Genomic DNA, 23,501 nt, shown 5'->3' on the forward strand with positions numbered 1-23,501 from the left:
TCGCTTTTCGGTGAATGGCGCAACGCTATTCGATATTCCAAAGTGAGCACTCATGTTCGGTTTGAAAAAAAATTCACAGTCCGACCCGATCCGACCTTGGTTCGAAGCGTTGGAGTCTGCGGGGGAATTCGTTGGGATCCGGTTCGGGCGTATTGCTCCTTCCCGTGCCGAACCTGAGTGGATGTATCTCTCCCACAAGGATTACGACGGAATAGGAGGATTAGCTCATTTATTGAGGGAGCGGGGTGCCATCGTCGAAGATCTTCCCAAAATCACGCATCCCGGAACCCTCTCATGGTGGCCCTTCATCCTGTTCCTGCCAACCCTGTTGGCCCCACGGAGGTTTTTGAAATGGCGAAAGCTCAGGCAGGGGGAAAAGCATGAAAACGCTTCCCTGCCCCCGCCGGCCGTCGCTTTTCAAGTTTTCGACGAGGCAAAAACCGCGATGATCCGCCGGGCAAGCCGAGGGGCTGGCGTCACGGTGAACTCTTTTTTGATGAAATACTTGGATCGGTCGATCCGACCCTCACTTTCCGACCCTGCTTGTGCGACTCCTTGGATGGTTCCGGTAAACTTGAGAGGAAAGGTGGCTCAACCGTCGGACACGGGCAACCATTCGAGCTATGTGGGAATCCAGATCTATGCCTCGGAAGATGCGCGGGAAATCCAGAAACGAATTTATACCGCTCTCAGGAAGGGCCAGCACCTTGCTGCCTGGAAGGGATTTGCAGCGACTCAGAACACCAGCCCTGACACAAAGAAGCGCCTCATCGAAAACTCTCGCGCGACCTCCCAATGGAGCGTCGGCGGGTTCTCCAATTTGGGAGAGTGGGATCGTGGAAATGACATCGATGCGAAAGATTGCCAGGGAGACTGGTTGTTCGCTCCACCAGTTCTTCGATTTCAAATGGTCGGTGCCGGATGCGTCACATTCAAAGGCAGGCTGACGCTCACATTACAAATTCATCCGGAACTGACGACCTCTCCCGAAGTGGCCTCCGAATGGATGCGCTCCTGGGTGCGTGAAATCGAACTGGGCCTGCCGGGCCGGGCACTCCAATAGCCACAGAGGCTGAAGTTAACATATAGAATCGAATCAATAGCCATGACAATCATCAAGACAAATCTAGCAGCGGTCGGGATTTTGCTGGGCGGGTTGAGCGGTAACGTCCTGGCGGTTGGCTTCAGACTTCCGAACCAGGATCCGGAGGGGATAGCGCGAGGGAACGCATTCGCGGCCACTGCGGACAATCCCGCGGCGATTTACTACAACCCGGCGGGGATTTGTCAGCTCGAGGGACAGCAGCTTAGCGTTGGGAGCTATTTCATCTCCACGAATATAGACTATAAATCCCCAACGGGTGAAACCTCCTCCACCGTAACTGATTTTCAAGCGGTGCCTCAGATCTATTATGTCTATTCGCCGGAAGAGTCGAAATTTTCGATGGGCCTGGGACTGTATGCGCCGTATGGCTTGGGAATCGAGTATGAAGCCAATTCGGCCTTTCCGACGATCGCAGACGAGGCAAAACTACTCTATGCCTGTTTCAATCCTGTAGTCGCTTACGAAATATGCCCCGGCTTGTCCGTCGCCGCGGGAATCACCCTCAATTATTCGGATGTGACTTTGGAAAGGGATATCGGACTTTCGGCAGGTGACCGGTTTAAATTTGACGGAGACGGTTATGCCACCGGCTTCAACCTGGGCCTGCTGTGGCAACCGAGGCCCATGTGGTCGTTTGGATTGAACTATCGCTCGGCTACCAACGTGGAGTTCAAGGGGGAATCGATCGCCTCGCCGTATAGCAAGTACCAATCCACCGAAGCTTCCCTCGAATTCCCGGATTATATTGTCGGTGGAATTTCGTTCCGGCCGGATGAGAATTGGAACTTTGAGTTCGATCTCGATTGGACCGATTGGGACAGCGTGAACGATGCGAAATTTAAAGGCACATTTGGCGGCGATCAGACGTTTCCATTTCGCTATACATCCGGCTTCATGTATGAATTTGGCGTAACCCGCCAGCTTGGAGACGGATATTTTGCGAGTGCGGGATATATCTACAGCGAAAACAACTCGCCGGATGCCACATTCAGTCCATTGAATCCCGACTCAGACCTGAATCTCGGAAGCATTGGATTCGGCCATCGGGGTGATTCATTCAGTTGGGCGGTGGGCTACCATTTTGCTTACAATTCCGGCCGCGAGGTATCGGGAAATCAAGCAGTTTCGCCTTTGGGAGAAACGGTAGATGGAGAATACCACACCTTCAATCATGCGGTGAACGTTTCCGTTCGCTACCGCTTCTAGTTTTGCAAAACACCCCTCCTTTCTGAGTTCGGCTAGGACGAGGCATTCAAACTGTATCCGAATTCCTTGCGTTGAAAATCGGTAGGTTTTACGCCGTGAAACAGTTGGAAATCCCGGGAAAACATCTTCGCTGTGGTGAAGCCCAGGTCAATGGCTACTTCCTTGATCGGCGAACCTTCGCGAAGCAGTGCTCTCGCGGCCACCATGCGTTCCTGACGAAGCCAGTCTTTCGGGGAGATCCCGATTCCTTCTTCAAACACCCTCCGCAGATGGCGTTCGGAGACGCCAATGCGATCACTGAGACTCGCCATCTTGTACTCGCCATCTCTGGCCATCTTCGTGAGCGATAGGGGGAGAGGTTCGCGGGCCATTAGCACGAGAAATCTCCCATCTCGCTGTATGATTTCGACGTCGCGACGTTTCATTGGGACTTGGGGACAAACAAATAGAACTTCAAATAGGACCGATTGTCAAATCTTTTAAAATATCAGCAGGAGTTGATTCTGAATTTTTGAAATTGCACGCAGAATCTCAATATGATCGATTGAATCAAAAGATTCAATCAGTTGTTTGGTTTCGCTATTCTGGCGAATGAGTCGATTTCTTGGACAATCCCAAGAATGTCCGGTTCAAATTTCTTTAAATAATTTCAATAAATTCGATCGAACACAGCACGGACACAACGGCTCGATAATCAATCAAGCGTGAGTGCTTCAGCACAAGAATGCGCTGATTTTGGATCCCTGCAAGGGGTGAATCAGAGCTGGCTAATCCCACGGGACTTGTCAGATCGACCCGCACTACCTCGGGAGGATGAGTCAGTCCCGTGCCGAGAGCTTTGAGCACGGCCTCTTTTGCGGTCCATATTTCCAAGAGTCGCATCATCCGTTCCTCGTCTCCTTGGGGGAGCATGGCGATTTCCTCTGGATGGCAAAACGACGCTTCGCATCCCGGGAGGTCTTGGGCGCGGTCGAGCGATTCGAGATCCACGCCGACCGGTCCATCCGGGGAAAGCGCGACAACCGCCAGATCCGCGCAATGGGAGAGATTGAAATGAATTTCGTCGTAGGGCGGAGCCAGCAGTGGCTTCCCCTGTTCGGAGAGAATCAGAGGGACATCCAACGGTGATAAGCTGAGAGCCTTGCCAAGAATCACGCGCAATTGCGCGCGAAAAGACGTCCAGCGCGATGCATCTTCTGCGAAATGGAAGCGATCCGCTCTGACTCGCTCTTCAGGGGTGATTCTTTCCCGTGCGAATTCCGGTGAAATCGCATCCGGTCGCAACAGGTGGATGACGACGTGCCCGGATTTCATGAAACGGGATTTTCCTCATCAGGAGGAGTTTTGTCGATGATCGATGCCAGCGCCTCCAAGGTCGAATGATCGAGAATGGTTGAGAGAGGAAGCGTTCGTTTGAAATCCCCGCGAATCCTCGAAAACAACCGGAGCGCGAGAAGCGAGTGGCCGCCGATATGGAACCAGTCGTCGGTCTGCTGAATCTCCGGTCGCCCCAGCAGCTCGCTCCAGATGGTGGCGAGTTTGCGTTCCGACTGGGTCAACGGGCGAGTGCTTTGAGGCTGGGGTGCCGGGTTGGTGAGTTTCGAAAGGTCGACTTTGCCACTCGAGCCCAGCGGAAAAACGTCAATCACTCCGATGTCTGTCGGCAACATGTAAAACGGAAGCAGTCCGCTGAGATAGGTCCGCAGTTCCGAGGCGGGCGGAGGATCTGAATTCTTCTTGGGAATGACCCAGGCCACCAGCTTGCGTGAATACGGGTCCGCCCCACGAAAGGCAACCCGCGCTTGGCTGACTTTCGGGTGGTCAGCCAACACGTTTTCGATTTCTCCCAATTCGACCCGGAAACCACGGATTTTCACCTGTCCGTCGGAACGGCCCAGACATTCGAGGGTGCCGTCCCGGTGCCGGCGTCCCAAGTCACCCGTGTGGTAGCGTCGCTCCGGAACCATCGCGAAATTCGCATCGTTGAGATCAATGCGGTTCCAATAGCCATCAGCGAGTCCTGATCCGGAAATCCACAGTTCGCCGGTCACGCCGGGCGCGAGCGGCGTCCCGTCGGGAGCGAGGATGTCGATGCCGGTATTCGCGATCGGATGCCCGATCCGGATGAATTCCGGCTCCTCGGGAACCTCCCAGACAGCCGACCAGACCGTTGTTTCTGTAGGGCCGTAAAGATTCCATAACCGGTCACCCATCGGGCGGAGCTGCGATGCCAAAGGGAGGTCGAGCGTTTCGCCTCCGCAAAGAATGGTGAGTCCGGGAGAGCCTTGCCAACCGGAATCAATGAGGAGTCTCCAAGTGGCCGGCGTAGCCTGCATCACGGTAGGCTTGGTGGCTATCAGGTGATCGAGCAGCGCCGCTCCATCGCGGGCCGTCGAGGTGGAAATCAGATCGACACATCCACCGCAAATGAGCGGAAGGAAAATCTCCAGTGCGGAAATATCAAAGGAAATCGTCGTCACCGCCAGCAGTCGGTCGGTTTCGGCAAAGCCGGGCTCCTCCGCCATGGATTGCAGGAAATTCGCGAGCGCTCCGTGGGAAATAACGACGCCCTTCGGTTTGCCCGTCGATCCCGACGTGTAGATGATGTAGGCGGTATCGGCTGGTAAATTCTGATAGGGATGAAACGCCGGATTCTTTGCCGGAATGTGATCGTCCATCAGGATAATCGAAGCATCCGCAGGCAGGCAGGTGACGAGTCCGGGAGACGCCAGGACGCGGATTGGCTGCTGGTCGTCGAGGATGAGTTTGAGCCGTTCGGGTGGGTTCGCCCGGTCCAAGGGAACGTAGGCCGCACCGACCTTCCATGCTGCAAGCAAGGCGACCGGAAGATGGACGTCGCGCTCCAGCAGAATCGCCAGCCGGTCACCCGGCCGGATTCCCTGCGTGTGCAGTGCGGATGCGAGAGCGTCGGACTTGGATTCGAGCGCCGCGTAGTCGAGCAAATCATCGTTAGAAGTTACGGCGAGTCGATGCGGATGAAGAGTCGCGCGCTTCGAAATCAAATCCGGTGTGACCGTGGTAATGAAATCCGGCCTGAAAGCACCTTGCGTGGATTTCTCCAAGGTCGAACGGTCCGACTCGCAAAGCCCGGTGATTTCCGACAACTTCCGGGACGGCTCTCGGCACCCCGTTTCGAGGATTTCTAGATAACGCGACATCATCAATCCCGCCGTTTCCGGAAGAAAAAGATCGGTGCGGTATTCGATGGCGAGCTGTTGGCGATCGCTCAAAACCGTGAGCAGCAAACTGAGATCGAATTGGACCGCCCCGCGATGGGCGTTGAAGGGGCGGCATTCCAGATTTCCCGTCCAGGTTTCCGAAATCGGGATTTCCTGATAGTCGAACATCACCTGGGCCAGCGGCGAGTGATCCCGCGAGCGGTCCGGCTTGACGGCATCGATGATTTTTTCGAACGGCGCTTCCTGGGCGGCTTGCATTTCAAATGTAGCCGTCCGCACCTGTTCGATGAACATTGAAAATGTTAGGTCGGGTTCCAGTGGCAGACGGAACGGCAGAGTGTTGACCAAGGTGCCGATGAGGTCCCCGGCCGCGGCGTGGTTCCGGTTGGCGACCGGAATCGCGACAACCGGATCATCTCCCGCACCGTGGCGTCGGAGTAATAACAGAAATGCCGCGAGATGAACCATGAACGGCGTTCCCCGGTGGAGTTTGGCCAGCGCTGAGACCCGGTTGCAAAGATCGGCGGAAATGATTTGTTCGATCGAGCCTCCATCGGACGACGTCTCCGGTGGCCGGGCGAAGTCGGTCGCGAGTTGCAGCACACCCGAGTGTCCTGCGAGTTTTGATTTCCAATAGTCGATCTGTGCATCAACTGCACCGGAGTCGATCCACTTGCGATGGCTGACGGCGTAGTCGAGATAGTTTGTCCGTGAAGAGGTCGGGGGAATCACGTTGCCCGATCGAAGGGCCGCATAGGCGTTCGCGATCTCACGGGCGAGAATCTTGATCGACCAGCCGTCCGCAGCGATATGATGGACGCAGACAGCGAGAATGTGCCTATTTTCCCCACGCGAAACGATGCATGCCCGCATGGGCGTGTCCTTGGCGAGATCGAACGGCTTCCTAGCGAAACATGTGATAAACTCATGGACACCCGTCTCGTTCTCCGCGATCCGATGCTCCACTGGAGGCGGGACGTTTTTCTCAATCCATACCCGCGGTCGGCCGTCCTCGGATCCATGGCGGCTGCACAGGATATCGTGGCGGGAAACCACCGCGACGATGGCGCGTTCCAAGGCACCGGCATCGAGAGGTCCAGTCAATTCCAGCGAGCCGAAAATATGATAAGCCGCGCTTTCCGGGTTCAACTGGTGCAGGAACCACATGCGTTCCTGCGAGTGAGTTAGAATATCGGCGTTTGTTCCCGAGCCTGCGAGAACCTCGGGAAATCCAATGCCAGCACCGGATCCGGGAGAGAGAAGAGCGGCGATCTGATGGAACGAACGTGCGGAGAACAACTCGCCGATTGAAATCGAAACTCCGGTGCGGGCTTCCAACAGAGCTGCGAGACGGGTGGTTTCCATCGAAGTCATTCCGAACCCCACGACATCGTCGTCCGGTCCGGCACCGTCACGCCCGGTGACTTCGGCTACGATTTCCATCAGGATGGATTGCGAGATCGCCGAACTCTTCGAAACCGCGATGGTAGATCCATCATCGAAGAGCAATTTGAGCGAACCTTGAAGAACTGCTTCCTTGCAGGTGGCGCGGCGGATCTTGCCGCTGGTGGTGCGCGGGAGGAGGCCGCTGCGGACGAGGATCACCCGTCCGATCGGGACTTCCAACAGCTCGCCGACGGAATGGCGGATCTTCCGGCAAATCGCGGAATATCTGTCTTCGGTTAGTCCTTTCGCTTCGAGAGCGATCACGATGGATTCCCTTCCTTCGCCCTCCGTAGAGAATGCGGCGGCGGCAGTGATCTCCGGGACTGCGGAAAATGCAGCGGACTCGATGTCTTCCGGAGAATGATTCGTCCCGTCGATAATGATCAGGTCCTTGATTCTCCCTGTGACATACAGCTCGCCGTCCTCGATGTAACCGAGATCGCCCGTGCGCAATTCTTTATCGAAAAATGTTCCGTGCGTCGCGTCCGGACGGTTCCAATAGCCCGCCGAGACGATACCGCCCTCAACCCGGATCTCGCCGATCTCGCGTTCACCGAGTGTTTGTCCATCGATAGGATCGGCGATCCTCAGTCCCACGCCGGTTAGAGGTTTGCCCGACGAAACGAGCCGCCCCGCATGGTGATGTTCCGAAATGCGGTAAGATTGGCTCGATGCGGTCACCGTGAGGGTGGATTCCGCAAGACCGTAGCCGGGCAGGAATGCCTCCGCACGAAATCCCACCTTTGAAAATCGTTTTGCGAAGCGTTCCAAGGTTTCAGGCCGGACTCGTTCCGCACCGCAGGGCGCCGCCTTCCAGCAGGACAGATCCAGGCCTTCAAGCTCTTCGTCGCGGATCGAGCGGATGCACATTTCGAAGGCGAAATTGGGAGCACCGCTGAATTCGCCGCGGTAACGGCTGATTGTGCGAAGCCAGCGGACGGGGCGTTGCACGAAATGATCCGGCGAGAAGAATGTCAGGGGAATCCCTGCCTCAAAAGCGGAGAGGATTTTCAGAATCAGCCCCATGTCATGATAGGGTGGTAGCCAACTGACGGCGGAACGCAGATCGAGATCGGCAAAACATCGCAGCGAGGCAAAATGACTGCGGATATTCTGATGGGAAATCATCACCCCTTTGGGCTCGGAGGTGGAACCGGATGTATACTGGAGGAGGCCCGGTGAATCCGGAAGAATCAGGGGTTTCTCCAGCGGCGTTTCCGTTGCGACGAGGGCTTCGCTTTGCAGAATGACAACGCCGGGGATCGGGAGCTGGCTGGCGGGTGCCAGTGCGATTAGCGCCCCACAATCTGATAGAATCGAGTTCAGTCGCCGCCGGTGCCGGCCACCGCGCGGAGGATAGGCTGGCACCGCGATGGCTCCCGCATACCAACAGGCGAAAAGGCTTTCAATGAATTCCAGCCCGGGAGGTTGGATGAGTAGCACGGGTTGGCCGGTTGCGCCATGTCGGACAAGTCCGGAAGCGATGGATCTCGCCCGTGAGGCGAGCCCGCCATAAGTGAGAAGTCTTTCTGCTAGGTCACCGTCTTCAAGAAAGCGGAATCCCAGCGTTTGCGGAAATGCAGCCGCCCGCTCGTCCAACAACTCGTGCAACAGGCCGGTTGTCTTTATCTCAGGTTGATTGGATACTGGAAATGGCATGCCGGATTGAAACCGTTAGCTCCGGGATTGGGCCAGTGCGGACACGAGGGCTTCTCCAAGACTGCTGATGTTCTCGGGCTCGAACAATGTAAGATGCTCGCCGGATACGGACGCGATATCAAGACCGCCCGTTGCCAATGGACCCCAACCGTAGTCCGCGGGACGTTCCACTTTGTCACTGATCGTGGATGTCTTGAAAAGCGTGATGCGACCTTTGAATGCACCCGGCCGATAGGCCTGCATCGCACGCCAGTTTTCCTCCCGGACCTGTACCCGGCGAAGATCGCTGTAGGGCTCGGCGGGGCCGGACGACCTCGCTGCCTTGAGTTCCGTCTTGATCCGGCGGTTGGTCCTGACTCCTTCGCCGAACCGCTGGCGAACCCGTTTGATCCTGCTCCAGAAAGGGATTTCGGAGTTCTGTTGCCAGAAAACACGGAGCCGCTCCGGCATGCTGTAGCTGCGTGCCGATGCAGTAGGATTGTGGGTGTCGAACAGTCCCAGAAACTCAACCTTATGTCCGAGTCTTTCTAACTGGCATGCCATTTCATGCGCGACGACACCGCCAAACGAGTATCCGGCAAGCCGGAACGGACCTTGGGACTGGCTCTCCAGAAGGATGTGGAGATAGGCCGTGGCGGTTTCTTCGATACTGGAGGATTCGATTTTTCCGCTGCTTCCGAGTTCCAAGGACTCGATCGCGTGAAACGGCAGATCCGCCGGCATCAACGCGGCGAGACTGCGGTAAAACAAGACTCCGCCGTCGCCGCCATGAATGCAGAACAAAGGCGTGGCGTTCGTGCCTCTGGAAAGGGTGACAAAATGGCCTTTCGTCGGGGAAGCAGGTTTCGGAGCAATCTCGGGTTCCTCCGCCGGGCCGACCAATGTGGCTAGTTCGCGAAGGGTCGGATGGCTGAGAAGCGCGGCGAGCGGAAGTGTCAAGTTGAACTCCCGGTTGATTCTGGAGAACAATCTCAACGCCATCAGCGAATGCCCGCCGAGCGCGAAGAAATCGTCGTCGCGATGAACTTGCGGAACTTCCAACAGATCACTCCACATCACGGCGAGGCGCTGCTCGGTCTTGCCGACAGGCGCTTCACCGCCGGTCTTTTGCCGGGATTCCGAAGGACGCGAAGGATCCGGCAAACCGGAGACATCGACCTTGCCATTGGCCGAAAGCGGGAGGACATCGATGATCGCAATGCCATCCGGGCGCATGTAGCCGGGCAAAAATTGGGTGAGATAATCTGATAGTTCTGCCGGATCGGGAGAGGTACCTTCGGCAGGGACGACCCACGCCTCGATACGTTTGGACTCGGCGGAATTGCCGCGGACGGCAACTTTCGCCTGCTTGACTCCCGGGTGGCTGGCAAGCCGGGCTTCAATTTCGCCGGGCTCGATGCGGAACCCGCGGATTTTCACCTGCGTGTCGCTGCGGCCGAGGAATTCAATCGAGCCGTCGGGCAACCAGCGGCAGAGGTCTCCGGTTCGATAGAGCCGGCCGAGCTCGGGATGAATGGGAAATTTTGAGGCAGTTAGCTCGTCATTTCCGAGATAGCCGAGCGCGAGACCGTCGCCTCCGGTGAACAGTTCTCCAGGGATTCCGATAGGCACTGGACGCATGCGGGCGTCGAGAACGTGGACCGTCGTGTTTCCAACAGGTCGGCCGATAGGGATGGAGGAACGGTCGAGATCGGAGCGGGTAATCGTGTGGCAACAGGTGAAAGTGGTGTTTTCGGTGGGGCCGTAGCCGTTGATGAGCGTGGTATTCGAAAGCGCTTCGAAGGCGCGGCGGACATGATCCGGTGAAAGGACGTCGCCGCCGGCAAGCAGGTAGCGGAGGCCTTTGAGATCGGTGAGGTGCTCGTCCACCATCGTTTGAAAAAGCCCGGCTGTTAGCCAGAGACATGTCACGCCCTGTTCCCGGATCGCACGGGCGATGGCGGGAAGAGATGGTCCGCTTTCGCCGGTGAGGACGATGCGTCCGCCGTGCAGAAGTGGCATCCAGATTTCCAAAGTCGCGGCGTCGAACGAGATGGGGGCCGTCTGGAGAAACGAGTCCTCCTGTTTGAAGTCCATGAACCCGCCGCCGAGCACGAGGCGGGAAATTCCTCGGTGGCCCACCATCACGCCTTTGGGAGTGCCGGTGGATCCGCTGGTGTAGAAAACGTGGGAAACCGAATCCGCGGGGACATTGACCTCCGCCAACGCAGGCGTGACCAGGGATTCCGCCAGAGGTGTTAGCAGAATTTTTCCGATACTGTCCGGCAGTTTCTGCGAAAGAGCTGAGGTGGTGAGAATGACCGTGGAAGCCGAATCCTCCAGCATGAACTTAAGGCGATCTGCCGGATAGTCGGGATCAAGCGGCACGCACGAAGCGCCTGCCAGCAGGATGGCGATCTGCGCGGAAATCATTTCGGGAACCGAAGGAGCGCACAACGCCACGCGGCTGCCGGGCTTCACGCCTGACTGAATCAATCGGCTGCGCAAACCGAGAGCCGAGGCGGCGAGAAGCTGATAGGAAATATCGCGCTTGGCGTGGGTCAGGGCGATCCGCGCCGGCTGGCGGGCAGCTTGGTCGAGGAACAACTCGCCAAGCGAGCGGTCGGATGGATAGAGGATCTTCGCGCCCGACCACTTCGTTAGTTCGATCTTCTCCGCGCTGGTAAGGATCGGCAGTTGGGAGAGCGGGACATCGGGCTCTCCTGCGGCGGCATCGAGGAATGTTTCGAAATGCCGCAGCAGTCGCTCTGCCGTCGAACGATCAAAAAGATCGCGGGCGAAATCGCAGGAGGCACGCCAGCCGTCGGCCCGTTCGACCATGAAAAAGTGCAGGTCGAAGATGGCTCCGGGTGAACGCGACGGAATCGCCGTCAAGTGCGCGCCGCCGAACGACACAGGCTTCACGAAATCCCGCTGGTGGGTGAAATTGATTTGGAAAAGCGGATTGCGGCCCGGATCCCGGCGGGGTTGCAGCGCTTTGACAAGCTGCTCGAAAGGAAGATCCTGATGGGCGATGGCATCCGTCACGTTGTCGCGCACACGCCCCACCAATTCGCCGAACGAAGGGTCGCCTGATAGATCCGTGCGCAGGATGACACTGTTGATGAAAGTGCCGATGATCGGCTCCAGCTCGGCACGGGTCCGGCCGGCCACCGGAGATCCGACGGCGATGTCCTCGAGTCCGGTGTAGCGGCTTGCGACGGCTTTGAACGCGGCGAGGAAAACGTGGAACATCGTCGCGCCCTTGTCTCGTGAAATGCGGGCGACTTTTTCGCTGATAGAAGGACGCAGAATGAGCGAAACGATATCGCCATCCCACGATTTCAACGGCGGGCGCGGGCGATCCGTCGGAAGTTCCAGCTCGGTGTATCCCTGCAGCTTCTTCTTCCAATGTTCGAGATGTTGGTTGAGCTCGGGGCTCTCGAGAAACTCCCGCTGCCAGATGGTGAAGTCGGCATACTGGATTGCCAACGGTTCGACCCGGGGTTCCCGGTTTTCCAAAGAGGCGTTGTAAAATTCCGCCAGCTCGTCGGTCATGATCCCGATCGACCAGCCGTCGGCGACGGAATGGTGGATGGTGATCTGGAGGATATGGCGGTCAGGTGCTGTTAGGATAAGGCTCGCCCGGAACAACGGATCCTTCGACATGTCGAAAGCTGTCCGCGCCTCTTCCGAGCCAAGCCGGTTGAGCTCCGCTTCCAACTCGGATCCCGCGAGATGGGAAATGTCCGTGCAGGGCAGTGGGAAGGTGGTTTCCGAAGCGATGACCTGGAGCAGCTTCCCGTCCTCTTCCACGAAACGGGTGCGCAATCCTTCGTGCCGCTCCGCCAAGGCATCGAACGCGGATTTCAGCAGTCCGCGGTCCAGCACGCCCTTCAATTCGAAGCGCACGGGCACGTTGAACGCCGGATGGCTGGGGAAAAGTTTCTCCAGATAGAAAAACGCTTCCTGAGCCGGTGACGCGGGAAACGCCAGGATGTTCACGTCGCCATCGCCAGCCGGGTGAGGGGCAGGGGAATCGGACGGGGCGTGTGGTTCGCTCATCGGATTAGAGTTTACGGCGATAGGCATCCCGGTTGACAGGTTGAATTGCGGCTTCCATCGGTTTTTCCGGCGCTGCGGAGGAAGCGGCGGCGATTGCAGTCACGGTGCGGAGCCGGAACACCTGCGCCGGTGTCACGGTGAGTCCGGCACGGGTGGAGCGGGTGGTGATTTGAAAAATCAGGATCGAGTCTCCACCGAGTTCGAAAATATCGTCTTCGATACCGATGTCGTCTTTGCCGAGCACCTGCTTCCAAATCTCAAGCAGTTTCACTTCAGTCTCGTTCGTCGCTTTAACGATGAGGCGCGGTGCGGACTGTATTTCCACCTCGGAGGGTGATGGCAGCGACTTGCGATCCACCTTGCCATTGGGTGTCAGCGGGAAATTATCCAGCATGACGAATGCCGACGGAATCATGTAATCCGGCAAATGGGCGGCAAGGTGTCGGCGCAACGCGGGTGTGATGTCACCGGTTGACGGAGCCGCGGCGTGTGGACTGTTGGCAAATGACGATTGCGGATGGAGCGTGGTTTTGAATTTCCAATCGGGCAGGGCGTCGTGGTTTGCGAAGACGAAGACGGCGTCTAGCAGACCATCCGTGCCATCACCCTGCCAGCGGACGTGGGCTTTGAGTCCCGCCTGGTCGGCCAGTTGGAACAAGGTTTCGGCAGAAACCGAATTGGTCGGGGCCATAGGCACGCCGGGCATCGGCGCGTCGGCGGGTGCCGCCTGAAGAGCCCGGTGAAATGCAATCGCCGGGATCAGACGTGCGTCCGGGATTCCGGTTAGGTGAATGGTCGCATTGGCACCGTGAAGGATCGCCTCGAGTTGTTCGAAGTTGAGATTCCGCCATTCCATCGGCTCCGGAACTGCGAAAGTCCCGGGGGCGGGCTGCTTGTGAAGCACCACATCATAGTGAAAACGGGTGGTCTCGTTAGATATCTTGCCACGGCGAAGAAGTGTCTCGATGTGGGTGAGTGCCGGGATTTGATCCGGAACGAAATTGAACCACACTGGGTCGATCGAAAGCTCGGTTTCACGGGCCACGCGGCTGGCGACGCTCTCACGGAGCTGGCCTGCGGTGGTGCCCGCGGGAGCGCGTTCGTGAAGCGCTTCCGCATGGTGGATTGGAAGCAGGGCGTTGCCTTGAAGGTCGCCGAGGAAAATGCGGCCGCCGGGCTTCAGTATCCGGGCCGCGCCTTCGAGGACACGGCTTAGATAACCGGCATCCGGGAAATACTGGGCCACCGAATTGATGATGACGGTGTCGAAGTGAGCATCGGGAATACCGCTGAAATCGTCGGCAGGCCGATGGAAAAGTTTCACCTGCTGAAGCGGATGATTCTTCTCAAGGGCTTCGATAGCGACCTTGGAAATATCCGCCGCCCAATAACATTCCGAGGTGGCGGCAAGGCGGGCGAGGATTTGTCCGGTGCCGCAACCGATTTCAAAAATACGGCGCGCGTCGTATTTCCGGATCCGGTCGATGGTGGTGTCGATCCACTCGGACACCTGATCCTCGATGTTGTCCGCACCCGCCCATCCGGCGATGACGGAATCGAGGCGATCCAGTTTTTCGCTTCCGGTCTGGTCGATAGCGGACTGATAGAGAAGGTCCCATTGATCCTGCCAGATGCCGGTGCCGTCGCTGGAGCCGGCGGATGCGTTGCGAAGGTAGGCGATGAGGCGGCCATCGCGGACGCTTGCCACCGCTTGTTCGACGGCGGGGTGCTTTTCCAACAGAGTTTCGATTTCACCCAGCTCGATGCGGAAGCCTCGGACCTTGACCTGATGGTCCATCCGGCCGAGGCATTCCAGCGAGCCGTCCGGTGTCCAGCGTGCGAGGTCGCCGGTGCGATAGAGTTTCGTGCCTGCTCGGAAAGGGGAGTCGATGAAGCGATCCGCGGTGAGTTCCGGGAGTTCATGATAGCCGGTTGCAAGGCCGTCACCGCCGATCAGCAGCTCCCCGGCGATGCCGACGGGCTGCGGTTGCAATGCCGAGTTGACGACATAAACTTGTGTATTGTTGATCGGGTGGCCGATGAGCACCGGTCCCTCGCCTGCCGATAGACGTGAAACGGTTGACCAGATGGTGGTTTCCGTCGGGCCGTAAACGTTCCAAATTTCCTTACAGAGCGGTGCAAGACGGTTGACCAGATCGCGTGGCACCGCCTCTCCGCCGACGAGGATTTTTAAATCGGATTTTCCTGACCAACCGGCTTCCAACAGAAGTCTCCAGGTGGCGGGCGTTGCCTGCAACACGGTGACGCCCTGGCGCGAGATGGTGGAGGCGAGGAGTTGGCCGTCGAGGGTCATGTCCCGAGTCGCGATCACGGTTTCCGCGCCCGTCGTCAGCGGGAGGAAAATTTCCAAACCGGAGATATCGAACGACAGCGTGGTGACCGAAAGCAGGACGTCGGAAGGTGTTAGTCCGGGCTCGCGGCGCATTGACTCGAGGAAATTAACTACCGCGCGGTGGGGAATCCTAACTCCTTTGGGACGACCGGTGGAGCCGGAGGTGAAAATGACGTAGGCGGTATCCTCGGGATGCGACTGGATCGGCGAGAACGTCCTGAGCGCGTTCGATACCTCATCGACGAGCACGACGGTGGCGTTTGACGACGGCAACTCCCGGTGGATCGACGTCTGCGAGAGGATGACCGTCATGTGAGCGTCCTCAACCATGAAACCGAGGCGCTCGGCGGGGAACGCGGGGTCCATCGGAACATAGGCCGCGCCGCATTTCAGAATGGCCAGCAGGCCGGTGACCATGGAGCACGAGCGCTCCAGATGGATGCCGACGAGATCGCCGCGCTTGGCCCCGGCCGCCTGAAGCCGGGCGGCGAGGGCGGTGGAACGTGAGTCGAGATCGGCGTAGGTGAGAACCTCGTTGCCGGAGCGAACGGCGTTCTTGCTAGAGAAACCTGCGGCGGTGGAGGAAACCAGGCTGTGGAGCGTCGCGTCGCGAGGGTAGTTGTGCGATGTGGCGTTCCATGAGTCGAGAACGTGCGACTTTTCCTCCGCTCCTAGTATTGGCAATGCATCGAGTGTGGTTTCACCGTCGGCGATGGCACTCTCGATTACTTGCTCGAAGGTATTGAGCCATCGATGGATCGTCGCCTTGTCGTGGAGGTCGGTGTTGTATTCGCATTCGACGATCAGACGCTCGTCGGTCTGAACAAGATTGAAGAAGAGGTCGAAATTGACGAACTGTTTCGGATTGGTTTCCGCGTCCATTTTCAGCCCGTCGAGATGGATCTGGTCGATGCCGGACTTGTCGATGTTGAACATGACGGAAACCAGCGGCAGGCGGCTCGTGTCGCGCGGCAGCGTGAGTTTTTGCAACAACGAACCGAAGGTATAATTCTGATAGTCGTAAGCTTCAAGCACCTGCTCCTTGACCCCGGCGGCGAACTCACGGAACGGACGATCGCCGTCCGCTTGCAATCGCAGTGGAAGGAAATTGAGGCAATGGCCGATCAGTTCATCACACCCGATGCGGGTCTGGCCGGCGGCAGGGACACCTATGACGAGATCATCCTGGCCGGTGAGGCGGTGAAGCAGCGTAGCGAACGAGGAAAGCAACGTGGCAAACAAGGTGCCGCCGAGTTTCGGCGAAGCCTTCTTCAAGCGATCGTAACGTTCGGAATTAATGATGATGGCTTCCATCCCTCCAGCATAAGTCTTGAGCTGCGGGCGCGGACGGTCGGTGGGAAGTTCCAATACGGGTGCCTCGTTGGAGAATTTGGTCACCCAGAAATTTTCGGATTCGACGGCTTCCGGATCGAGCTTGTTGGCTTCCTCCATCCGGGCGTACTCCGCGTAGGACATCGCGGGTGGAAGTTTTGGCAAACGCCCCGCCTTACGAGCGTTGTAGGCGGTGGCGAACTCGGAGAGGATCATGCCGAACGACCAGCCGTCGCAGACGATGTGATGCGCGGTGAAGACCAGTTCATGCCGTTCCGCTGATAGACGAACGAGATGCAGGCGGACAAGCGGGCCGGTGGTCAGATTGAATGGAACCGAGCTTTCCGAGGATTTGATCAGGGAAAGCGGCAGCAGCGCCGATGGAGAGTTGAGCGCGATGCTGGAAAAATCATACTCCATCAGCTCGATGGTGCGGGCGGACGGGTGGAAATACTGGGTGTTTCCGTCCTCGGAGAAGGTGCTGCGCAAGGCGGGATGGCGGACGATAAGGTCGTTGAGCGCAGTCCTGAGCGCCTGGGTGTCCAGCGTTCCAGTTAGGTGGATGATGTTGGATTCATTGAACGAGCAGTTCGCCTCGTCGCCCATCTGGACGGCGTGGAAAATCTCGCGCTGGGCTTCGGTGGTGGGCGCGCTGTCGAAACGCGGGAAACTGATAGGCGCTTCGTGGTCCGACGATGAAGCGGGAAGGAAACCGGCAGCCTGCATTTCGCTGACGGATTCGGTGAACGCCTTGACGACCTTGTCGAGATCCTCGTCGGTGTGGGCGGTGGTGAAATACAGCGGGCGGCCTTCCCAGATATGCACGCCTTTTTCCCGCAGGAAATACCACAGCAGGCTCGCGTATTTGAGATCCGGCGCATGTTCGATGACGGCGTAAGCGCTGAAATGCGGAAGGCGGATCGGCACGCCGATTTTCTCGAAATGTTCGTTGAGCGTGCGGCAAAGCCGTCCCACGCGCTCTTCCATGTCGATTTGAAGACGAGGGCCTTCACCCATCAAATGCTCCACCACCCGCCATGCGGCGGCGAGTGCGAGCGGGTGTCTAACGAAAGTTCCGGCGAAGAAAGTAACGCCCACTTCCGGGAAGCTGTCGTCGCCATAGCTCCACGCACCGCCGTCGAGCGCGTCCATGTATTCCTTCTTGCCTGCGAGAACGCCGATGGGCATGCCGCCGCCGATGACCTTGCCGTAGGTGGCCATGTCTGCTTCGATGCCGAAATAGGCTTGGGCACCGCCCGGGGCGCAGCGGAAGCCGGTGACGACTTCGTCGAAAATAAGCGCGGTGCCTGCATCCTTGGTGATCGCGCGGACCTCGTGCATGAACTCGCGCGGCTGCAGACCGGGAGCGCGGCTTTGTACCGGCTCGATCATCACGGCGGCGAGTTCGTGGGCGTGGGTTCTGAGAATTTCCAGAGAGGCGGGGTCGGCGTAGTCGAGGACAAGCATGTTTTCGACCAATGACTGCGGGATGCCCGGTGCGATTGGCTGGGCCTTGTAAACTCCATCCACCCACGCGCCGCGGACGAGGACTTCCTCGAACATGCCGTGGTAGTCGCCGGTGAAATAGGCGATGCGGTTGCGGCCGGTGATGGTGCGGGCGAGGCGCATGGCGGCCATCACGGCTTCGGAGCCGGTGTTGCAGAACGTGGCCCGCTCCATGCCTGTTAGCTCGCAAATCGACTTTGCCAGTTTTCCTGCGATCGGTGATTGCGGTCCGATTTCCATGCCGGTGTGAAGCTGCTTCTGAAGCGCCTCGACCAGCCAGTCCGGCGAGTGGCCGAAGAAGTAGGTGCCGAAGCCCATCGTGATATCGACATACTCATTATTGTCGATGTCCCAGAGCGTCGCGTTCTTCGTCCGCTGCGAAACGATCGGATAGACCATTTCCTTCCACAGCGATTTGAATCCGGAAACCGCGCGCGGGTCGGCGTAGTGAGGGCGGTGCTCGGCGGTATAGGCCTTGGATGATGGGGTCTTCGCGATGTAGCGCGAAATCAGTTGATCCAACGATTTCTGCTGGATGTCGGTGAGTCCGCCTTTCTCGCCCTTGTCGATCGGTTTGTAAGGACCGAAGCGCGTGTTGGTATTCGCATTGCGGGTGAGGTTGGCCGGCCATGTGACCGGTGTCAGTCCGTTGGCAGGAGCCGCAACCGGAGCGGGTTGCTGGCCGGTGAGCATGGCCTGCATCAACTGCAGATTGTTCGCCATCAGTTGCTCGAGGGAATTTCCGGCGGCAGGAACCACAGATGCTGAAGCTGCGGCGACAGGGGCGGAGACCTGCGCGCTGACGGGCATTTCCTGATCGAGGTGCTTCGCGAGCGCCGCGACGGAAGAGAGATCGCCGAGCATCTGGCGGAACGTGATTTTGACGCCGAAGCGTGATTGGACCGCCTGGCTGGCCTGCGTGAGGAAAAGTGAATCGAAACCGAGCTCGGTGAAGCTGGCGCTGTCGTCGGTCACGGCGATGCCTGATAGATCCAGGACGAGAGCGCGGAGTTTCGAAAGGATGTCGGGAAGACGGTCGATGATCATGGGGGAGGAGGGGACCTGTGGCGTCGGTGGGTGACCGTCGGTGATTGATTCGGTAACTGTCGGTTCTGGAGCTGAAATGCGACGGTCGCAGACCGCCGCTACAGTGTCGGCGGAGTTGTCGATCCAGTAGCTCTGGCGTTCGAACGGATAGGTGGGAAGACGAAGACGGGCGCGGTCCTGATTTTCAAAAACGGCGCTCCAGTCCAACGGCACGCCGTTTTTCCAAAGCTCGCCAAGAGCGGCGAGTAGGTCTGCTAGATCGGCGGATGAGGAAGGAAGCGTGGAGATCACGGGAGTGGTTCCGCGATCCGCGTGCTGAAGCGCGAAAGGGGCCAAAGCCCTGCCGGGACCGACTTCGAGCATGACGAGATCCTTTTCAGCGAATGCGGTGGTGAGGGCTCCGTGGAAATTGACCGTCTGGCGGAGTTGCCGCGCCCAGTAGGCGGGATCGGCGAGCGTGTCGGCATCAACGGCCGTGGCGGTGCAAGTGGAGATCCACGGGATTTTCGGTGGATTTGCGGGAGTCATCGCAGCGTCGTCAGTGAAACGCCCGACGATCGGTTCCATCATGGCTGAGTGGAATGCATGCGATGTTTTCAAAACACGGCAGCCGATTTCCTTCGCCTCCAGCGCCTTCTGATAGGCGTAAATGGCATCGTGTGATCCGGATACCGTGCAAAGCTGCGGGTTGTTGATTGCCGCGAGATCGATACCCGGAGGAAGCGTCAGTTGATCGGCGCCGGTGCGGATGGCGAGCATGCCACCGGCGGGAAGATCCTGCATCAAGCGTGCGCGGTTAGAAAGTAGATGGAGCGCGTTCTCCAACTTGAACGTTCCGGCGATCACGGCGGCGACGTATTCACCGATGCTGTGACCGATGAGCAACGATGGCTGGACGCCCCAGGACATCCAGAGTTTGGCGAGCGCGTATTCGATGGTGAAGATGCACGGCTGGGTGAAAACGGTGCGGTTGATGTCGCGTTCGGCGGCGTCCGTTTCGTTGTCGGACGGATAGAGAGTCGAACGGATGTCGTGACCAAGCAGCGGGCGGAGCAAGGTGGCGCATTCATCGACAGCCGCGCGGAAGACTGGCTCGGAGTCGTAGATTTCACGACCCATGTTGACGTATTGCGCGCCTTGGCCGGGGAAAATGAAAGCGACGCGCGGCGCGGTGGTCGGAGCGGTCGCGAGTTTCATCGGTTCGCGGAGTTTGGCAACCGCCTCGGTGATATCGGCCGCGACGATGCTCGTGCGATGCGGAAAGGCGCGGCGGCCGGTGGCGAGCGTGTAAGAGACGTCTGCTAGATCAGGATTTTCACTTTCGAGATGATCGGCAAGTCGTTGGGCCATCGCTTCGACGGCCGTGGCGGATTTCGCGGATAGTGTTAGAATTTGTTGCTTGCGTCCTGGTGTCGTGGAAAGCGGTTGCGGTGCTTCCTCCATGACGACGTGAGAGTTGGTGCCACCGACGCCGAATGCGCTGACTCCCGCGAGGCGTGGAGTTTCACCGCGCAGCCAATCGCGGTCTTCGCTGACCGGTGAAAACGGGCTGTTTTCGAAATCGATGCGCGGGTTGGGCGATTTGAAATGAAGCAGCGCCGGGATTTTTCCGTGCCGGAATTGTTGGATCGTTTTGATGACCCCGGTCACGCCGGCCGCGCAATCGAGGTGGCCGATGTGGGTCTTGCCGGTTCCGATGGAACAGAAGGCATTTCCTTCGGCCCCGCCTTCGCGGAAGGCCTTGGTCAGTGCGGCGATTTCGATGGGATCACCGAGCGGGGTGCCGGTACCGTGGGCCTCAATGTATGAAATTTCCGAAGGGCTGACTCCGGCGGATGCCTGGGCGAGGGTGATGACATCGGCCTGCGCATTGAGTCCTGGAGCGGCGAAGCCGATTTTATCCGATCCGTCGTTGTTCACCGCCCAACCTTTGATGACTCCAAGGATCGGATCGCGGTCGGCGATGGCCTCGCTGAGACGCTTGAGAAGAATCACCCCGCAGCCGTGGCCGAAGACGGTGCCGGCGGCCTCGGAATCGAAGGCACGGCAGGTGCCGTCCGGAGAGACCATGCCTTCTTCCTGGAAGAGGTAGTCGCGCTGCTGGGGAAAGCTGATGGATACGCCGCCGGTCAGCGCCATGTCGCACTGATAGGTGAGAAGCGCGGTGGCCGCCTGGCAAATGGCGACGAGTGAGGTGGAGCATGCCGACTGGATGGTCATGCTCGGGCCGCGGAGGTTCAGCTTGTAGGAAACACGGACAGGGAGGAAATCCTTGTCGTTGCCAAGCATCGTCTGGTATTCGGCGACCTGATAGTTTTTCGCTAGTTCTCCGCCCTTGCCGAGATTGTGAAGCAGATAGGTGTTGAGGCTCAGGCCGGCATAGACGCCGATCATGCCGGGGAATTGTGCCGGATCGTAGCCGGCGTCCTCAAGCGCTTCCCACGAGCATTCGAGGAACACGCGGTGCTGCGGGTCCATCAGCTCGGCCTCTTTCGGATAGATGCCGAAGAACGAAGCGTCGAACTTGTCGGGGTTGTCAAACATGCTGCGCGCGCCGACGTATTTGCTGCCATCGGCCTCGGTGCGGCCCGGGAAACGGGTGATGCCGTCTTTCCCCGCAATGAGATTCTGCCAGAATTCATCGGGGTTCTGGGCACCGGGAAAACGACCTGCCATGCCGATGACGGCAATGGCTTCGGGGGCTTGGGGATCTTCGTTCATCGGGAGGTAGGGCGGCGGAATCTGGAAAAACCGGCCTGTGCCTGACGGGCGCGGTCTTGGGCACTAGCGGTAGCAGTGTTTGCGCCTTTTGGAGAGAGAAAATCCGCAATGGATCGCGCGCTGGGGAGGGCAAATAGCTCGGTGATGGGGAATTTCCGGCCGATCATTTCCATCAAGCGAATGTGGATGATGGCCAGGTGGATGGAGTTTCCGCCGAGGTCGAAGAAATTCGCGGTGGCGTCATCGACCGGGCGATCGAGAATTTCCGACCACAGCGCGAGGACTTTGGATTCTGTGGATGCGCCGGATTCGATGCCCGTGGTGCCTGTTTTCAGAGTGGCGGCGAGGGCGAGGCGGTCCACCTTGCCATTAGGAGTAAGTGGGAAATTTTCGAGGAAATAGATTTCACCTGGAATCATGTAGCTCGGGAGGCGGGCGATGAGAAACCGGTGGAGATCGGCGGTTTCCGCGGTTCCGTGGACGTAGGCGATCAGCCGGTTGTTGCTTGCGATCACCACGGCTTCGCGGACTTCCTGATGATGGTTCAAGGCGATTTCAATTTCACCGAGCTCGATGCGGAAACCGTTCACTTTGACCTGGTGGTCGGCGCGGCCACGAAATTCCAAGATACCCGATGGCAGTCGCTTCGCGAGGTCGCCGGTGCGGTAGATGGAACCGGTGAATGCCTCGGCGGTGCGCGCGGCGTCATTCAAATAACCTCCGCCGATGCCAGCTCCGGAAATGCAGAGCTCGCCGATTTCGCCGTCGGGCAATGGAACCATCGCCTCATCGACGATGCTGACCTGGACATTCGGAATTTCACGACCGAGCGGGACGAAAGGATGATCGTCGAGATTGCCGCGATGAAGACGGTGGAATGCGCAGATATCGGTGCACTCGGTGGGACCGTAGGAATTCATCACTTCCGCACGGCAGTTCGGATGCTCAAGCCAAGGTCTCAGGCGGCTGATGGAAATCGGCTCTCCGCCGAGGACGGCGAAGCGGAGCGATGCAAGTGCGATGTAGTCTTCGTTCGCGGCGGCATCAACTAGCGGATAGAACGCGCTAGGCGTGCAGTTGATCAATGTCACACCCAGCTCGCGAATCAGCGCGGAAATCCGCGAGATGTCGTAGGTCTGGCAGTCGTCGAGGATCAGGGTGCCGCCGGTGATCAGAGGCGCGAAGAAATTCTTCTGGGTGAGATCGAAGCTGGGTGAACTGATGATCAGCGTGCGATCGCTGGGTCCCATGTCGAGCTCGATGGAATACCAGCGCAGGAGGTTTTCAAAACCGCGGTGATAGACCGATGCGGCTTTGGGTTGGCCGGTGGAACCGGAAGTGAAGATCGCATAAATCAAATCGTCTTTTTCCATTCCCTGATCCAGTCCGTCAGTCGATGCGGAGGAGACGGCTTCGTCATCCATGCAGATCGTCCTGACGTTGGGAAATTGAGTGGCAAGATCGCTGTTAGTGACGACGTATTTCAAATCCGCCGAGGAGATCATTTGTTCGATCCGTGCTGCCGGATAACCGGGATCGAGCGGTACATAGGCAGCGCCGGATTTCAAGATGCCGAGCAGTGCTGCGGGAAGCTCAAGCGAGCGGTGGAGTCCTAGGCCGACGAAATTTCCGCGTCCGATTCCCTGGGAACGAAGGAGATTGGCGATTTGGTTGGAGCGTGAGCTCAACTCGGCGTAAGTCACCGATTCGTTTCCGCTGATCACCGCGGTTCTCGAAGGGCTGAGTTTCGCCTGCCGCTCGAATTTATCCGTCCAGCGGCATAGCGGAGCCGGCGGGCACGAAGAGTCTGGAGTTGATAGCTGTTCCATGGGGGGGGACATCGCAAGGGGGATGGGGGTAGGTTTGTGGAATTGGCTGAACT

Annotated in this window: 8 protein-coding genes; 2 read left to right on the forward strand and 6 right to left on the reverse strand. The window is 58.4% G+C overall.

Going from position 1 to position 23,501, the window contains the following annotated elements:
• Positions 1-586 precede the first annotated feature (586 nt).
• Together ABIQ96_RS13465 and ABIQ96_RS13470 are read left to right on the forward strand one after the other, a co-directional pair.
• The gene (locus ABIQ96_RS13465) at positions 587-1,063 is read left to right on the forward strand and encodes a hypothetical protein (RefSeq protein ID WP_348215121.1); all 477 of its coding nucleotides are present in this window, start codon (positions 587-589) and stop codon (positions 1,061-1,063) included.
• A gap of 42 nt (positions 1,064-1,105) precedes the next feature.
• Positions 1,106-2,311, forward strand: a complete 1,206-nt coding sequence (locus ABIQ96_RS13470) for an outer membrane protein transport protein (protein ID WP_348215122.1) — start codon at positions 1,106-1,108, stop codon at positions 2,309-2,311.
• 32 nt (positions 2,312-2,343) lie between these two features.
• On the opposite strand, the gene ABIQ96_RS13475 is transcribed toward ABIQ96_RS13470, so the two are convergent.
• The 6 genes from ABIQ96_RS13475 to ABIQ96_RS13500 all read right to left on the reverse strand — a co-directional run bounded on the left by ABIQ96_RS13475 (position 2,344) and on the right by ABIQ96_RS13500 (position 23,448).
• Positions 2,344-2,736: a helix-turn-helix domain-containing protein gene (locus tag ABIQ96_RS13475; protein ID WP_348215123.1), complete on the reverse strand. Its 393-nt coding sequence runs from the start codon at positions 2,734-2,736 to the stop codon at positions 2,344-2,346.
• A 214-nt stretch (positions 2,737-2,950) separates the two neighbouring features.
• A complete protein-coding gene (locus ABIQ96_RS13480; RefSeq protein WP_348215124.1) occupies positions 2,951-3,625 on the reverse strand; it encodes a 4'-phosphopantetheinyl transferase superfamily protein in 675 nt (224 codons plus the stop codon).
• Positions 3,622-8,616 (reverse strand): amino acid adenylation domain-containing protein, encoded by a 4,995-nt coding sequence (locus ABIQ96_RS13485; RefSeq protein WP_348215125.1) that lies wholly within the window; start codon positions 8,614-8,616, stop codon positions 3,622-3,624. The genes ABIQ96_RS13480 and ABIQ96_RS13485 overlap by 4 nt, the downstream gene beginning before the upstream one ends.
• A gap of 15 nt (positions 8,617-8,631) precedes the next feature.
• A complete protein-coding gene (locus ABIQ96_RS13490; protein ID WP_348215126.1) occupies positions 8,632-12,660 on the reverse strand; it encodes an amino acid adenylation domain-containing protein in 4,029 nt (1,342 codons plus the stop codon).
• A 4-nt stretch (positions 12,661-12,664) separates the two neighbouring features.
• Positions 12,665-21,619 carry an amino acid adenylation domain-containing protein gene (locus ABIQ96_RS13495; protein ID WP_348215127.1) on the reverse strand — a complete coding sequence of 2,985 codons (8,955 nt, stop codon included), beginning with the start codon at positions 21,617-21,619 and terminating at the stop codon, positions 12,665-12,667.
• The gene (locus tag ABIQ96_RS13500) at positions 21,616-23,448 is read right to left on the reverse strand and encodes a non-ribosomal peptide synthetase (RefSeq protein WP_348215128.1); all 1,833 of its coding nucleotides are present in this window, start codon (positions 23,446-23,448) and stop codon (positions 21,616-21,618) included. Before ABIQ96_RS13500 ends, ABIQ96_RS13495 begins: the two co-directional genes overlap by 4 nt.
• Positions 23,449-23,501 lie beyond the last annotated feature (53 nt).

This window comes from Luteolibacter sp. (assembly GCF_039920825.1).
Classification (GTDB): domain Bacteria; phylum Verrucomicrobiota; class Verrucomicrobiia; order Verrucomicrobiales; family Akkermansiaceae; genus Luteolibacter.

What these genes read in the sequence shown, in the direction of transcription:
- ABIQ96_RS13500 (WP_348215128.1), bottom strand. Translation starts at nt 23,448, where the DNA reads ATGGAACAGCTATCAACTCCAGACTCTTCGTGCCCGCCGGCTCCGCTA.
- ABIQ96_RS13475 (WP_348215123.1), bottom strand. Translation starts at nt 2,736, where the DNA reads ATGAAACGTCGCGACGTCGAAATCATACAGCGAGATGGGAGATTTCTC.
- ABIQ96_RS13485 (WP_348215125.1), bottom strand. Translation starts at nt 8,616, where the DNA reads ATGCCATTTCCAGTATCCAATCAACCTGAGATAAAGACAACCGGCCTG.
- ABIQ96_RS13495 (WP_348215127.1), bottom strand. Translation starts at nt 21,619, where the DNA reads ATGAACGAAGATCCCCAAGCCCCCGAAGCCATTGCCGTCATCGGCATG.
- ABIQ96_RS13480 (WP_348215124.1), bottom strand. Translation starts at nt 3,625, where the DNA reads ATGAAATCCGGGCACGTCGTCATCCACCTGTTGCGACCGGATGCGATT.
- ABIQ96_RS13490 (WP_348215126.1), bottom strand. Translation starts at nt 12,660, where the DNA reads ATGAGCGAACCACACGCCCCGTCCGATTCCCCTGCCCCTCACCCGGCT.
- ABIQ96_RS13470 (WP_348215122.1), top strand. Translation starts at nt 1,106, where the DNA reads ATGACAATCATCAAGACAAATCTAGCAGCGGTCGGGATTTTGCTGGGC.